Annotated in this window: 21 protein-coding genes; 5 read left to right on the top strand and 16 right to left on the bottom strand. The window is 33.0% G+C overall.

All coding sequences use genetic code 11. The features are described from left to right. Window positions 1-6 precede the first annotated feature (6 nt). The 5 genes from spoVAE to ABC346_RS15695 all read right to left on the bottom strand — a co-directional run bounded on the left by spoVAE (window position 7) and on the right by ABC346_RS15695 (window position 2,764). Complete coding sequence (gene spoVAE / locus ABC346_RS15715) at window positions 7-357, bottom strand: stage V sporulation protein AE (protein ID WP_413235743.1); 351 nt, start codon at window positions 355-357, stop codon at window positions 7-9. Continuing rightward, the gene (gene spoVAD, locus ABC346_RS15710; RefSeq protein WP_413235742.1) at window positions 354-1,370 is read right to left on the bottom strand and encodes a stage V sporulation protein AD; all 1,017 of its coding nucleotides are present in this window, start codon (window positions 1,368-1,370) and stop codon (window positions 354-356) included. Before spoVAD ends, spoVAE begins: the two co-directional genes overlap by 4 nt. Further along, window positions 1,370-1,849 carry a stage V sporulation protein AC gene (gene spoVAC / locus ABC346_RS15705; protein ID WP_413235741.1) on the bottom strand — a complete coding sequence of 160 codons (480 nt, stop codon included), beginning with the start codon at window positions 1,847-1,849 and terminating at the stop codon, window positions 1,370-1,372. Before spoVAC ends, spoVAD begins: the two co-directional genes overlap by 1 nt. Before the next feature lie 16 nt (window positions 1,850-1,865). Then, window positions 1,866-2,330, bottom strand: coding sequence for a YhcN/YlaJ family sporulation lipoprotein (locus ABC346_RS15700; RefSeq protein WP_413235740.1), 465 nt, complete (start codon window positions 2,328-2,330; stop codon window positions 1,866-1,868). Between the two features lie 230 nt (window positions 2,331-2,560). Further along, complete coding sequence (locus ABC346_RS15695; protein WP_413235739.1) at window positions 2,561-2,764, bottom strand: DUF1657 domain-containing protein; 204 nt, start codon at window positions 2,762-2,764, stop codon at window positions 2,561-2,563. A 151-nt stretch (window positions 2,765-2,915) separates the two neighbouring features. On the opposite strand from ABC346_RS15695, the gene ABC346_RS15690 reads away from it, so the two are divergent. After that, window positions 2,916-3,350, top strand: a complete 435-nt coding sequence (locus ABC346_RS15690) for a hypothetical protein (protein WP_413235738.1) — start codon at window positions 2,916-2,918, stop codon at window positions 3,348-3,350. A 154-nt stretch (window positions 3,351-3,504) separates the two neighbouring features. Here ABC346_RS15690 and nfsA read toward each other — a convergent pair whose 3' ends face one another. Continuing rightward, a complete protein-coding gene (gene nfsA, locus ABC346_RS15685; RefSeq protein ID WP_413235737.1) occupies window positions 3,505-4,254 on the bottom strand; it encodes an oxygen-insensitive NADPH nitroreductase in 750 nt (249 codons plus the stop codon). A gap of 23 nt (window positions 4,255-4,277) precedes the next feature. Beyond that, window positions 4,278-5,015, bottom strand: a complete 738-nt coding sequence (locus tag ABC346_RS15680; protein ID WP_413235736.1) for a hypothetical protein — start codon at window positions 5,013-5,015, stop codon at window positions 4,278-4,280. Between the two features lie 169 nt (window positions 5,016-5,184). Between ABC346_RS15680 and ABC346_RS15675 the strand changes: the two genes are divergently transcribed. After that, the gene (locus tag ABC346_RS15675; RefSeq protein ID WP_413235735.1) at window positions 5,185-5,586 is read left to right on the top strand and encodes a YwpF-like family protein; all 402 of its coding nucleotides are present in this window, start codon (window positions 5,185-5,187) and stop codon (window positions 5,584-5,586) included. A gap of 27 nt (window positions 5,587-5,613) precedes the next feature. After that, entirely contained in the window at window positions 5,614-6,978 is a 1,365-nt protein-coding gene (locus ABC346_RS15670; RefSeq protein ID WP_413235734.1) for a TrkH family potassium uptake protein, read from the top strand. A 157-nt stretch (window positions 6,979-7,135) separates the two neighbouring features. Here ABC346_RS15670 and ABC346_RS15665 read toward each other — a convergent pair whose 3' ends face one another. From ABC346_RS15665 to ABC346_RS15655, 3 genes are all read right to left on the bottom strand, one after another. Further along, the gene (locus ABC346_RS15665) at window positions 7,136-7,252 is read right to left on the bottom strand and encodes a YjcZ family sporulation protein (protein WP_413235733.1); all 117 of its coding nucleotides are present in this window, start codon (window positions 7,250-7,252) and stop codon (window positions 7,136-7,138) included. Between the two features lie 318 nt (window positions 7,253-7,570). After that, entirely contained in the window at window positions 7,571-8,095 is a 525-nt protein-coding gene (gene lepB / locus ABC346_RS15660) for a signal peptidase I (protein WP_413235732.1), read from the bottom strand. Between the two features lie 91 nt (window positions 8,096-8,186). After that, on the bottom strand, window positions 8,187-9,338 hold the full coding sequence (locus ABC346_RS15655; RefSeq protein ID WP_413235731.1) for an aminotransferase A: 1,152 nt from the start codon (window positions 9,336-9,338) through the stop codon (window positions 8,187-8,189). Between the two features lie 119 nt (window positions 9,339-9,457). Between ABC346_RS15655 and ABC346_RS15650 the strand changes: the two genes are divergently transcribed. Beyond that, window positions 9,458-9,634, top strand: coding sequence for an FbpB family small basic protein (locus ABC346_RS15650; protein ID WP_413235730.1), 177 nt, complete (start codon window positions 9,458-9,460; stop codon window positions 9,632-9,634). Here ABC346_RS15650 and ABC346_RS15645 read toward each other — a convergent pair. Next, window positions 9,631-10,527, bottom strand: a complete 897-nt coding sequence (locus ABC346_RS15645) for a DMT family transporter (protein WP_413235729.1) — start codon at window positions 10,525-10,527, stop codon at window positions 9,631-9,633. The two genes, ABC346_RS15650 and ABC346_RS15645, sit on opposite strands and share 4 nt — an antisense overlap. A 110-nt stretch (window positions 10,528-10,637) precedes the next feature. Between ABC346_RS15645 and ABC346_RS15640 the strand changes: the two genes are divergently transcribed. Beyond that, the gene (locus ABC346_RS15640; RefSeq protein ID WP_413235728.1) at window positions 10,638-10,967 is read left to right on the top strand and encodes a hypothetical protein; all 330 of its coding nucleotides are present in this window, start codon (window positions 10,638-10,640) and stop codon (window positions 10,965-10,967) included. Between the two features lie 22 nt (window positions 10,968-10,989). Here the strand turns inward: ABC346_RS15640 and ABC346_RS15635 are convergent, their stop codons facing one another. From ABC346_RS15635 to ABC346_RS15615, 5 genes are all read right to left on the bottom strand, one after another. Continuing rightward, on the bottom strand, window positions 10,990-11,205 hold the full coding sequence (locus ABC346_RS15635) for a hypothetical protein (RefSeq protein ID WP_413235727.1): 216 nt from the start codon (window positions 11,203-11,205) through the stop codon (window positions 10,990-10,992). A 52-nt stretch (window positions 11,206-11,257) separates the two neighbouring features. After that, window positions 11,258-11,728: a YkyB family protein gene (locus ABC346_RS15630; protein WP_413235726.1), complete on the bottom strand. Its 471-nt coding sequence runs from the start codon at window positions 11,726-11,728 to the stop codon at window positions 11,258-11,260. Between the two features lie 199 nt (window positions 11,729-11,927). Next, a complete protein-coding gene (locus tag ABC346_RS15625) occupies window positions 11,928-12,500 on the bottom strand; it encodes an SCO family protein (protein WP_413235725.1) in 573 nt (190 codons plus the stop codon). Between the two features lie 259 nt (window positions 12,501-12,759). Beyond that, a complete protein-coding gene (locus tag ABC346_RS15620) occupies window positions 12,760-13,617 on the bottom strand; it encodes a metallophosphoesterase (RefSeq protein WP_413235724.1) in 858 nt (285 codons plus the stop codon). Window positions 13,618-13,799: 182 nt separating this feature from the next. Continuing rightward, window positions 13,800-14,702, bottom strand: coding sequence for a cation diffusion facilitator family transporter (locus tag ABC346_RS15615; protein ID WP_413235723.1), 903 nt, complete (start codon window positions 14,700-14,702; stop codon window positions 13,800-13,802). Between the last annotated feature and the right edge of the window lies 1 nt (window position 14,703).

Genomic DNA, 14,703 nt, shown 5'->3' with positions numbered 1-14,703 from the left:
CAGCTCCTATCCTTTAGGCTTAAATATTAATGCTCCAATTACTCCAAAAATAATTGCTGCAGATATACCAGCACTCGTAACTTCAAACATTCCTGTTACTACTCCAATCAATCCATGTTTCTCAGCCTCTTGCATTGCTCCATGCACAAGGGAATTACCAAAGCTAGTAATTGGAACAGTCGCTCCAGCTCCCGCAAAATCAATTAATGGCTCATACAATCCGAGTCCATCGAGTACTGCACCGCTAACGACTAAAGTAGTTAGTGTATGTGCAGGAGAAAGTTTAAATACATCGAACATTATTTGGCCAATCACGCAGATGAGGCCGCCGACAACAAAAGCCCAGAAAAAAATCATTCGTTATCCCTCCCTGATTCAATAGATACTGCATGAGCAATACAAGGAATAGGATCCTTTTGGTTCACCGATAATGGAGAATGAAGCGAACCAGTGGCTACCATTAAAATACGTTTTAGTTTACCTTCTGCCATTTGCTTTAGAAAGTGTCCGTAAGTCACGATAGCTGAACAAGCGGGACCACTTGCACCAGCTAAGACTGGCTGACCCTCGCGATAAATGGTTAAGCCACAATCTACATATTGATCGGGATTAATATTAATATTTCTTTCATGCATATAATCTAACGAAACTTCTCTACCAATATGACCAAGATCTCCAGTAATAATTAAATCATAATAAGAAGGATCAATATTTTTATCTTGTAGATGTGCCTCAATTGTATCAGCGGCTGCTGCAGCCATTGCTCCACCCATATTAAATGGGTCGGTCATCCCCATATCTACAATTTTTCCAATCGTCGCAGATGTAACATACGGCCCATTTCCTTGTTTTGCTACTAACGCACAACCAGCGCCTGTTACTGTCCACTGAGCAGTAGGAGGCTTTTGTCCGCCATATTCTGTTGGGTAACGAAATTGTTTCTCCGCTGCAGCATTATGGCTTGAAGCACCAGTTAAAATATAATTTGCACCACCTGAATTAATAATTGTTGCTGCAAGAGCTAAGCTTTCCATAGATGTTGCACAAGCACTAAATACTCCCAAATATGGAATACCTACTGTTTTAGCAGCAAAGCTAGTGGGAGTAATTTGATTAATTAAATCACCACCGATAAAAAATCCGACATTTTCTTTCTCAATAGAGGATTTCTTAATCGCTATTTGACATGCTTCTTCCAACATTTTCTGTTGTGCTTTTTCGAAGGAATCTTGATTGATCCACATATCTTCGTGTAAGGTGTCAAAGGCTTCCGGAATATTCCCGTTAGCCTCAAAAGGTCCTCCAACTGTCCCAGTGGTTATAATTGATGGTTTATTGATGAACTGCCACGTACGGTGTCCGGTTAACATTACAATCCACCCCATTGAATAAGAATAGTTTTAATTAATGCAACGACAAATGCTGAGAATACACCATATACAATTACTGGTCCTGCTAGCTTTAACATATTGCCACCGACACCTAAAATAAATCCCTCTGTGCGATGTTCAATAGCAGCTGAAATTACTGCATTACCAAATCCAGTAACAGGAACCGCAGACCCAGCTCCAGCAAATTGCCCAATTCGATCGTAAACTCCAAACCCTGTTAAAAGCATGGTTATAAAGATTAAAGTTGCTGTAGTAGGATTACCAACTGTTTGTTCAGTAAAATTAAATTGATATAAATAGAAAGTCGAAATACATTGACCTATAAGACAAATCAAGCCACCAATAAGAAATGCTTTGATACAATTTTTTAATATCGGACGTTTTTCCTCTCTTTTTTGTTGGAAATCCTGATACTTTTGCTGTTCAGGAGGTAGATTCTTTTTTTTATTATTTGTCATTTAATTCACTCTTTCTTTAAGTTTGTTCTCTAGCTAGGTGAATAATTCTATCTATTTCTTGATTGATCTGATGATTAGTTATTGTATTTTCTTTGATTTTCTTTTCAATATCTCGAGTTTCAATCAGGATTTTCTTGTCTGTCGAGATTTCAACATGTTCACCTTTAAATTCTTGTTCCAACATCTTTTGGTATTGTTTACGCTTCTTGGCAAGCATAAAACGTTCATGATGTTCAATATTAACCGTGACAAGTAAGGTATGTTTCGTATTAACAGCATGTACCTCTGTAACTTCTTCATATTGAGAAAGTAGTTTTTTGGCCTTGTTAGAAGGTTGCTGCGTAATGATGTTGGAATTAGTATTTATTTGCTCGATAGATGGATTATTACTGGAATTCTGTGAATTCTGACCTGTATCCTGATTACATGCTGATAATATAAATAAACATATAATAGCTATCCATAGAATCGTTTTCCTCATTTTAAGATACCTCACTTTTGTGTATGTACGAGATAAGGACAAAGAGAAATTAATCAAAAGAATTCAAACAAAGAAAAATGATGAACAATGGAATGTGCTATGTATAGGGAATAATCCTCTCCTAGGGGAGAGGTTCTTATATACGTGACACCTTGCCACTTCACACTTTAGACTATAAATGGTCTCCTTTTGAGTTAATCTCTTCTTTGTTATGTCCCAATCTCTATAAATTATTGACGATATTGTGGTTCTTCTTGTTCAATTTGTTGCATACGTGGCTCCACACTATCTAAAATAGCTTGTGTTTGTTGTGCCGCTTGCTGATAAATTTGTTGTGCTTGTTTGTTTTCGGTTTGTAAGGCAAATTGTTCAAAACTTGCTTGTGCGCTTTTTAATCCAGCGATTGTTTGTTTTACTTGTGTTCCAATAGTCACATTACCTCATCCTTTCTTGCTGATATACATATTTATTTTGTAAACACACTTCCTTTTTTATTCTTTTAATACGTTTCCATTTAATGACAGAAAAATAAGTGAAACTTTTCTCTTAGGTAAGTCGTCTAATATTATAGGGAGAGTAGGTAAAATGCAGAAATGGATTCGATGGGGTATTTGTCTTATATTAATTATAGGAATAGTGGTTTTTTTAATCGTTGATAAAGAAAAAGTTGTATTAGGGAAAACGTCTACAGTTTCCTTTGAAGACAACTTTTTATTACATATACGTACTCAGGAGACAGATGATGGAGTTCAAGTACAAAACTCGATACAGTATATAGGAGATCCTACAGTGATTGTGGAACATAAAAACCCTTTAATATCTGTATCGTATGATGGTAAACATTCATTCGAGGGAGAAACAGTTCAAAGACAGATGAGTAATGGAAGTATTTATTATCAACCTAAGACAGATTTGGATTTCCCTGGAGATAATGAGTACATTCAAATTAAGGTGAAATGCAGAGTTGATGGAGAGAATATAGAGTTTGAATATATGGAAAAAATTGAATTTGAGACATAAAAAAGACCGGGGCTGTTTTAGTTTTCTTAAAACAACTCCGGTTTTTGGTTATCTTGCATTAACGGACAGTAATACTCGCACTTCAAGATCATGAGTCTTTAGCAAAAGGCATAGGCGGGGGAGAACGAAAAAATTATTGAATGTTAGTTTTACTTTATTTTCTATTCATATGTTTTTCTTGCACAAAAGAGCTAACATCCATACGAGTTGGGATTGCAAATTTCCTTTTCATTTGCTTGGACCATGTATCGATTTTATTATTTGAAGAACGACTTGCATAATAATTCGTTAGTGTGTCATCATATTTTTGGATGTAACTTTTCTGATCCTCAAATGGTTTGTACGTGTTTTCATGATATATAGCTTCCATTGGCAGGCGCGGTTTGATATCTGGTTGATGATCAGGATGTCCAATTGCTAATCCGAATAATGGGATAACATGTTGAGGTAACTGTAATAAATCATTAAATTTACGTATATTATTACGCAAACTACCTAAGTAGCATATTCCCAATCCCATTGATTCAGCTGCTATTGTTGCATTTTGTGAGGCTAGGGTAGCATCAATAACAGAAACCATGAATTGTTCCGTACTTTCCAAATTATTTAGGTAGTCAGGATTTTCATCTATATTTTCTTCTAGTTGATGTATCCGATGAAGATCTGCACAAAATAGTAATAAATGTGCATTTGTTTTTACATGCTTATGTCCAGAAATTTCATACAAATTTTGTTTCAATGTGCTATCAGTAACTCCAATAATTGTATAAGCCATTACATTACTGGATGTGGACGCACATTGAGCAGATTCAATAATTTCTTTTATTTGAAGTTCAGTTAGTGGTTCATTTGTGAATTTTCGAATCGATCGATGATTTTTAAGCGTTTCAATTATTTTATTCATATCGTAATACCTCCAAGTCACTTTTATTCGTTTTTTGATATTACCATGGTGTGATTCTCGTAGTTTTTTTCTTCAGATTCATTCCAGGAACGATATGATTGGAGTGTTAATTTGTCCAATTTTGGAGACTGTACACTGATTTCTTGATCACTTATCCAATCTATTCCTATAATTGGTCGTGTATATTCTATTATCGTATCATCGTTTTCTGGCATAATCAAAGAAACAACACTCCACTCTGTTAAACCAATAGAAACTAAATGTGATAGCGGAATATCCTGCGTCTCTCTTACAAATTGAAAAATAATATATTGGTTATTAGGGGACACATAGTAATTTGAATATTTAGCAACATCAGCTAATAATATTGCAGCATTACTCTCATCATGATTAAAAATAAGATAAGAACATCTTTCATCAATACAAGAAAATTCAAGCAAATATACTTGTTGGTCCTCAATCGGAAGACGTTTCATATTCATATGTTTAATTGCTTCTTCTCTGTTTTCTGCCCCTTGTAAATAATAATCGAGTATAGGAACTCTATTTAGATTAATAGTTAGTTGTTCGTCTTCTAAAAAGAACTCAATAAATTGATCGACTTCTTCATCCTTTTCATTTACTTCCTCAATAAGTACGGGATCCTTTACATCTTCAGCAGATTCTACTTTTTTAATAATAGTATCATTATTATTGGAACATGCAGCTAATCCAAATAAGAAAATTAAGCATATAAAAAATGAACGCGATATGTAATTCATAAGACTTTTCTCCTCAGACAATTAGTATATAATTCCTATTATATATCATTTTGTGTTACTTTTCTGTAAATAATAAAAATTGGATAATATGAATTATTTTTACCATAGAGTAATTTTTTTGGTACACTCGATAATAAGAGATTAAAATGTTAGTCAGGATGGTGATAAAGTGAAGACGTTCAAACTACGCAAGCTTGAAATACTTGAACACGATAAACAAATGGATCCGTATGAAATAAATTTATTAGATGGATTAATTATTAATAGAGAAGACGAACATGATCAATGGCTAGTAGAAGCTTATATTGATAAAACCTATGAAGATTATTTCCTGAAGAAACAAAATCAAGAGATAATGATACAAGCCACTATTACAAAGGATACTAATGAACCTGCGACTTTTATTACCAAGATAGATTCAATTAATAATATTGGTGATCGAATTAATGTATTATTGTTAGGAAAGATTATTGATAAAAGAAAGAGTATAGTGGAGGAATTATTAACAACTTTAGTCAAAGAAGGCTACGAGGGCAACGACCTTATCCGTAAATTTAAAAAAAGTTTCTAATCATTATGCTTATATAGGAGAAAATATATGTTAAGGAATAAATACAAACGTAATGTACTGAATCAATTATCACCAGTACAATTACTATTACTGTTTTATGGTATCGCAGTCGTTTTTTCTACGATACTTCTATCTTTACCAATAGCTCACAAACCGGATGTAGATATACCATTTATTGATATCATGTTTACAGCTGTCAGTGCAATTAGTGTAACGGGATTAAGTACAATAACAATAGTGGATAGCTTTAGTACAACCGGTATTATCTTTTTAGCAATCATCATGCAACTTGGTGCGGTTGGTATAATGGCGATTGGAACATTAATATGGCTAGTATTAGGAAAAAGAATCGGTTTCAAAGAACGTAGCATGATAATGACTGATCAAAATCAAACGCACTTTGATGGTATGGTAAGGTTAATCAAAGGAATTATTTATGTATTGTTAATCATTGAATTGATAGGATTTTTAATCTTAGGAACCTACTTTTTGCAATATTTCCCTACTGCTAAAGAAGCATATATACAAGGTTTTTTCGGGACAATTAGTGCGATTTCTAATGGTGGTTTTGATATAACTGGACAATCATTGATACTGTTTAAGGATGATTATTTTGTACAGTTTATTAATATCTTACTGATTATATTTGGAGCAATTGGTTTTCCGGTATTAATTGAATTAAAAGAATACCTATTTCGTAAAAGAACGGAAAAAAATTTATTTCACTTTAGCTTATTTACAAAAGTTACTACAACTACTTTCTTTCTGTTAATTGTTGTCGGTTCTCTTGGAATTTACCTCTTAGATATGAATGCTTTCTTTAAAGGAATGGCATGGCATGAAAGTTTATTTTATGCGTTTTTCCAATCCGTGACAACTAGAAGTGGTGGTTTGGCAACAATGGATGTTAGTTTACTCACTGAAACCAATCAATTATTTATGTCTGGGTTAATGTTTATTGGTGCTTCGCCAAGTAGTGCCGGAGGTGGAATACGTACTACAACATTTGCTTTAGCTATTATCTTTGTCTTTACATATATTAGAGGAGGGAATAATGTACGGATTTTTAATCGAGAAATATATAACGAAGATTTAATAAAAGCAGTTTCAATTACATTATTTGCTATTGCATTGGTTATTTTTTCAACATTAATTTTAACTGCTTTAGAGCCATTCTCATTAGAAGAAATTATATTTGAGGTTACTTCCGCTTTTGGAACAGTCGGACTATCATTAGGTATTACAAGTGAATTGTCAAATATAAGTAAGTTACTCATAATGTTACTAATGTTTATAGGACGGATTGGAATTGTTACATTTTTACTTATTTTTAAGCGGAAAAAGAAGAAAGCGAAATACCATTACCCGAAAGAAAGAATTATAATTGGTTAGGTGAATCAATTTCAAAGTCAGAGGTTGTGAATTGGTGTAAGAACCGCTTCATAAATATACTCCACTTATCCAAATTAATTGCTTTAGGTTTCATACATTCAAAACAAAATGGCTTGTGCATTTTGTTCAGCACAAGCCATTGTTTCATTTAATAAACTTAGCAGTAAAATGCAGCGCCTACAATTACCAACAAGATAAAAAGCACTACAATTAATGCAAAACCATTACCGTAGCCACCACCGCCACAGCCATATCCTCCGTATCCATAGCCCATGCTTTTTCACCTCCCGATGTTACATTAATACTGTATGCAGATATGGTAAATGTGTATAGACGTTTGTACTGGGTATGAAAAAAACCTTTTATAAAAAGGTGAGAAAAATGTTTATTTTCAAATGGTTTATTGGTAATATGGAAGTAACGGGATATACTACATTTATACGATTGTACATAGCAAGGAAAGGGGTGCCTTTTTAATGGAACTATTATTTGGTGTTGTGTGTTTTGGAATTATTGTACTAAATATCGGGTACTGCTTAATGGATAACGAATAATAAAAAGACAGATTCGAAATTTAAACGAATCTGTCTTTTTAATTTGTTCTGCCAAGTTCATTAAAAGGATAAATAATTAATTCTGATCTACCTATGATGTCTTCTTTTGGTATATATCCAAGTCCATTTCTACTGTCTTTACTGATGATTCTATTATCACCCATAACAAAATAATTTTCTTCAGGAATGATGATTGGTCCAAAATTGCTTGTAGCATATAATGCTTCTTTGGATAGGAAGGATTGAGTGTACGCATCACCATCAATGTATAATTGATGATCCCTTATTTCTATTTCTTCCCCCGGTAATCCAATAATACGTTTTACATAATTCTTTGGAGGTTGTTGAATGATTACAACATCTCCTCGGTCAGGTTCATCAAGCATATAGACAATTTTATTAAATATAACTCTTTCACCGTTCTCAAGTGTAGGAGACATGCTTTCACCCTCAACAATAGAAGTTGCAAATATAAACGTTCGCAAAAAAAGGGCAATAATAATTGCTAATACAATTGCTTTTATGCCACTGACCCATTCATTTTTATCCTTTTTGTTAGTCACAGTGGACCATCCTCCGATGATATAGGTTATGTTAATCGTAGCATAATTTATATTATTTTTCGAGATGAATTATTTATAAATTTCTCAACATTTACTGGTTTAGATACTTTTCTAATCGATCTAGTCCTTTATTTAATACATCTTCATGGTATGCATAAGATAATCGCATGAAGCCTTCTCCATATTGTGAAAAACTACTTCCAGGTACAAGCGCTACTTTTGCATGTTTAACTAGGCTCAATCCGAATTCAAATGAGTTTTGATCTTTCATTGGGAAACGAGGAAACATGTAAAATGCACCTTCAGGTAGTTGAACATCAACACCCATTGAAGTTAGTCGATCATACACTAAATCTCTCCTATTCTTATACGTATCTTTTATAAGCTGTAGATGATTATCGTTAGAATTGAAAGCTTCTAAAGCAGCGTATTGACTTATCGATGAAGCACAAGAAACATTATATTGATGAACTTTTAACATATGTTTAGACAACCAACTTGGTGCTAATGCGTATCCAATACGATAACCGGTCATGGAATGTGACTTTGACAAGCCGTTAATAACAATTGTTTGATTTCTCATTTCAGGGTATGAAGCTATAGATCTATGGGATTGTTCAAAAATAATTTCACTATAAATCTCATCGGAAAGTATAAAAATCTCTTTATCTTTTAATACGGAGACAATTTCATCTAGCTCCTTCTTTGTATAGGCCGCACCAGTTGGGTTGGAAGGAGAAGGAATAATAATACATTTTGTATTGTCCGTTATTATTTCTTCTAGTTGGTGTTTTGTTACTTTAAAATTGGTGTTTGTTGTGTCAATATGTATAGGTGTTGCACGTGCAAGCGTAATTAATGGTTCATAACCAGGATAAATTGGTGCTGGTAAGATTACTTCATCACCAGGCTCTAAAATCGTTCGAAGAGTAATATCAATGGCCTCTGAAGCTCCTGAAGTTACGATGATTTCAGATTCTGGATGATATGAAATCTGATAACTAGATTCATAATAGTTAGCAATAGCTTTACGTAATTGAATAACACCAGCATTTGCAGTATAAGTTGTTTGATTATTTTTAATCGCATTTACAGAAGCTTGTTTAATTGAATTAGGAGTATAAAAGTCAGGTTGACCAATGGTTAATGAAACTACGTCCTCTTCATTAGAAACTAGGTTAAAAAACTTTCTGATTCCCGATATTTCAATACGTTGTACTTGTTGGTTTAATAGATGTTCCATTTAATTCACCATGCCTTTTTCATATTTGAGGAAAATTTTAATAAAATGTTCAAATAATTTAGATTTATAATATATTTTTCGGGTATAATAATACTAACAGATAATTAGGAGGATTACTTATGCGACCTAAAGCGTTAGATTTTGAACAATTAGTCATTCAAAATAAACAAGAATTATTGAATGATGAAGAAAGTATAACACAAATCGAGCTACGATTAGAAAATAAACAAGAAGCAATTGTTCTTGCTGAAAGACAAAAAAATCAAGAGAAAATTACTGCAGGGGACCCTATTTAGGTTCCCTGTTCTTTTACCTGTTGTTTATTGGAAAATTGCATGATTAGAACAGCTCCAATAATCGCAAACATACCTATAAATTGTATAATCGAGAATGGTTCCATAAAAACAACAATACCTATAAAAGTAGCTACAATAGGTTCAATAGTTGATAATATAGACGCTTTCGAAGCCTCTACAAATTGTAAACCATATGTATATAATATATAGGCAAGAGCTGTAGGCAGAAAACCAAGTCCGATAGCAAGAAGAAGAGGAGTAGGGTCCATAAGTAAGGGTAACTTCTCTTGGTATGGGAAAAATGGAATCAATGCAACAGCTGCAACGATAAAGGTAAAGGTTGTAACGCTTAAACTTGAATATTTTTGAAGCGCATATTTACTAAATATACTATAAAGTGCATACCCTAATCCTGAACCGAGTCCGAATAGTATTCCCGATATATGTATATTCTGCAAGCTTGAGCCAGTAATGCCAGCAACAAGACAAGTTCCAATTAGTGTACTAAATAAGGCAATAATTTTATATAAAGACATTTCTTCTTTAAACAACAGCCAGGACAGTATAGTAACAAAAGCTGGCGCTGTATAGAGCAAAGAAGTCGCAACAGGAATAGTTGTTAATTCTATCGCAGTAAACATACAATAATTAAAGAAAATAATACTTAAAATACCAGTACCTATAAAATATTTTAGATCAGACCAAGCTTTTAATTTTAATTGATTTCTATTGGTTATTAATAAGAATGGGACTAAAATTATTGCAGTCGACCATGCTCGTAATATTACAATTTCCATTGGAGTGAACCCAAATTCACTCAGTTGTTTTACATACCAGCTAATCGTTCCCCAAAGCCCTGCCCCTATAACTATCAGAATTATATATCGATTCAATGTTAATGTCCCCCTTGATGATCATAAAACGAAATGAATAATAACAATATGTATATCTCTTCAATATATGTCAATAATGCAAGATAAACTATAAATATAGGAAGATGATTATGGTGTTACAGGATATTATTACATTTGGAAACATAGGTATTGATGAACTATATGTTTATGTAATTCTCTTTATCCTATTTTGTATACTTATTTATTACTTTATCAGACCGTTATCTCGTTGGGCAATAAATAGAAAGATGAATCGATTAATTTCTTATGTAGTAGTTACACTCTTATTAGTAATATTCATATTAATCGTGACAAATTATGTTGGTAGTTTTCAGCTGAATAGAGCTTTAAAGGTTGGTTTACAGATTAGTGCTTTTTTTGGGTTTTGTCTCATGATTATTTCCCCAATAGTACGTTTCTTACAAAAACCAGCAAAATAACCAAAGGAACAATATCCTTTGGTTATTTTGTATTTTGATGGGTATGCAGTTGTTCTGTAGTGTTTTCCAACCATTCATATACTGGATGGAAATATTCATTAGGTGTTTTTAAACTATCTGGAGCTGCGTTCATCACAAGTTGTTTTTCTGTTTCAGATAATTTCTCAAATTTGTCTTTTAGTACATGCGTTTGCTCGGCATATTTGTGTAATTCATAAATGAAGTCTTGAAGTTCCATGTCTTCATTCCTCCTTTATGTTCTATACCCATAAGAAGAATGAATAAACATCTTAAAAACGTTTTGATTTAGTTGGTGGCCACTCCATTTTACCTAAAGAAGAAGGAGTATAATAATTTGATTGATATCTTCTAGTGTGAGAAGAATTCTTTTTTTCTGGCTTCCAACCAATATATTGATATACTAGTCTTTTTGCTTGAGAAAGTGGCATCTTTGTATGTGGATTTCTATAAGTTTGATCTAATGAACCCAAATGTTCCAAAGACTTAAAATCTTCCTTCGTTGGAGGGATATGAAAGAAGTAGTGGTCTACTTTTACCAGTAATGTAGAATGTTGGCTACTAAGTTTTGGATGGTCGGAAAAATGTAAACCAATTTTTCTGGCTTTTTTTTCTTTTAATAATTGATGGATAGCTTTCTTTTTAATTTGGTATAAGTGTTTTGGCTCTGAAGCGGTTTTCGCGTGTTTATTTATAGAAAATAATGCTTGTGCAAGTTTATGCACGGATACATCATCGGACATTTTTCTTTCTCCTCCCAATAAGAAAAGATATACTATATCCTAACGCAACGCTTGTCCATTTTCAATAACTTGTAGTAAAAACAGTTTAAAAATATCGTTTTTAGAAAAAATAGCTGAGGAAAAGCGTATACTTTAATAAATTAGAGAAGATCCTATCAAAAATAAGAATGATGGGATCTTCTCGGGATTTTTATTTCAATTATTTTACCTTATCTAGATCTTGTACAATTGTTTCCATACTCTGTTCTTCTATTCCGTTGTAATTTTTAATTACTTCACCTTCAGGACTAACTAGAAAAAATGAGGTGCCATGAGTCACTTGATCTGTGCCTTCAGGAGGAGCTTGTACAAAGTTTTTAAATGATTTTATCGATAATTCTCGAATTGTTTCAAAATCGTAGCCTGTTAATAATGACCAATTATCAAAGCTAGCATCGTAATTTTGTGCATATTCTTTTAAAACTTCTGGGGAATCATTTTCGGGATCTACACTAAATGAAATTAATTGCACATCTAAGTTTTCAGATTCAATCATTCCTTGTAGCTGTGACATATTATAGGTCATTGGCATACAAACAGTCGTACAATTTGTAAAGATAAAGTTGGCAACCCACCATTCGCCTTCAAGGTCGGATAGTGAAACAGCTTGATTGTCTTGATTGATAAATTGGAAATCAGCAACTTCTTCTGACATCGTTGATTCAATATTATAATCTTCACTACAGCCTACAAGAATCACGCTTAATAAAAGTAATAATATTAAGTTTCTCATTTTTATAAATTCCCTTTCAATACTATTTTATGGTAATTGTATCATGTAAACAAATATAGTGTGATGAACGATTTATGACATTTATATAAAATAGGCAATAATGCTAAAATTTCAATACGAACAGGTTAATTAACAAAAAATCAATGGGAGTAAACTTCTTCTGTAGATGTCTGATTTTGTTTGAAGGCTTCATTGTGATTTAATTGTGGATTATACAAATATTCAGCGGAAGAACAATACTCCCCACTGAATATTAGTTTCAACTTAATTCTTCTGACTTTAATTTATACATGTGAAGTTCTGGCTTACATAAAAATCGATATGGAAGCCTAGTAGTACCAATCCCACTGTTAACGTATAAGGAGAAATTTTGATGAATCTCATATTTACCTTGTACATATTTTTCAGCGTATGGGGGAGTATAAAGATCCCCGATAAAAGGAAACCGAACCTGACCACCATGACTATGTCCAGATAGTTGAACTTGGACAGGGTAGTTTTTTGTAATATCAGCAAAATCTGGTTCGTGAGATAATAGAATTGTAAAATCATTTTCTTGTTGGTTTTCTAAAGCTGTTTTTAAGTCAGGTTTACCTAACATAACATCATCAATACCTGCAAGAGTAAAATAACTACCATCTTTACTTATTGGAACAGATTCATTTTGTAATAATATAAAATCTCCAGCTTCCATAATATCTTTAACAATTTCCGTACCATAACCACCATGATCATGATTCCCGTAAATCCAATATTTACCATATTCTGCTTTCATTGATTGCAGAATTTCTACAATTTCCTGATCCCAATAGTATTGATTTGGTTTATCAACTAAGTCGCCACTAAAAAGAATCAGATCTGGTTGAAGCTGATTTATTTTCATAGCTAGCTCTTTAAACTGGTCTAATTCATAATGGAAACCGATATGTGTATCGGAGAATTGGATAATTTTAAAGTTATGAAAGGCAGTTGGAATATTAGGGAAGTGGATGGGTTCTTCTGTGACTTTTAATAGACTTGGCTCTATATCTCGTGCATAAAAGTATGTTCCGCCGCTAAGTCCAATCAAAGTTATTAAACTCCCGAAAGAGCGTTTTATAAAAGTTCTTCGGTTCATCTATCTCATGCCTCTCTTAATAAACAGATGTACAAAGTATAGCATGAATATATACAAATTTTAATTATAAAATAAATTGTTTTTGTTGAATTGAAAGTAAACATGAGAAAAAGCTGAAAAAACCTACAAGAGTTAATAATTGGTATAATACCATGTAGTTTCTTTCAGCTTATTATAATATTTTACGAATGGTCACAAGATTCACAAGCGGAGATGTTAATTCCTTCTATCTGAATGGTGCTATGCGATATATAGAATGAATCTTGAAGTAAGGTTGTTGCTTTCTGTAATAATTGATCCCTATTTGTTTGATCTGTCACTCGTAAATGACAACTCATAGATGGAAATTCGGAAGTAATAGACCAGACATGAATGTCGTGTACGTCTTCTACTCCTGGCAGTGACAAAAGACTTCTCTTCATTTCCTCGATATTAATATTAGACGGCTTTCCTTCCATTAAAATATGCAACGAATCTTTTGTAATACGAACACCCGATATAATAATTAATATAGCCACGATGACACTCGCTATTGGATCAGCAATATGCCAATTAAATAGTAATATGAATGCGCCCGCTGCAAGTGCCCCGACAGAACCTAATAAATCGCCCATTACATGGAGTAGCGCGCTTTTTAAATTTAGGTTTTCTTCTGTATTTCCTCTCATTAACAGCCAGGCAACCAGTATATTAACACACAAACCGATAAAAGCAATGATCATCATCGTTCCACTAACTTCAGGAGGTTCAACAAATCGTCGGATTGCTTCAATAAAAATAAAAATCGAAATCAAGATAAGGGTGACCCCATTAATAAACGCTGCAATTATCTCAAATCGTTTATAACCAAATGTTTTATTAGCGGTGATTCTTTTTTCTCCGATTTTAAATGCAAGGAGGGTTAACCCTAATGCAGCTGCATCACTTAACATATGCCCTGCATCAGACAATAAAGCAAGACTATTTGTGAGTATGCCTCCTAGAGCCTCCACAATCATAAAAGAAAATATAATAATAAAGCTCCAGAATAGAACTTTTTTATTCGTTGTGTGGTGATGATGGGAATGATCATGATTGTGTTCCATT

This window comes from Oceanobacillus phoenicis (genome assembly GCF_047238145.1).
Taxonomy (GTDB): domain Bacteria; phylum Bacillota; class Bacilli; order Bacillales; family Amphibacillaceae; genus Oceanobacillus.
The sequence above is the reverse complement of the archived record's forward strand: the minus strand, read 5'-3'. Positions and strand labels throughout refer to the sequence as shown.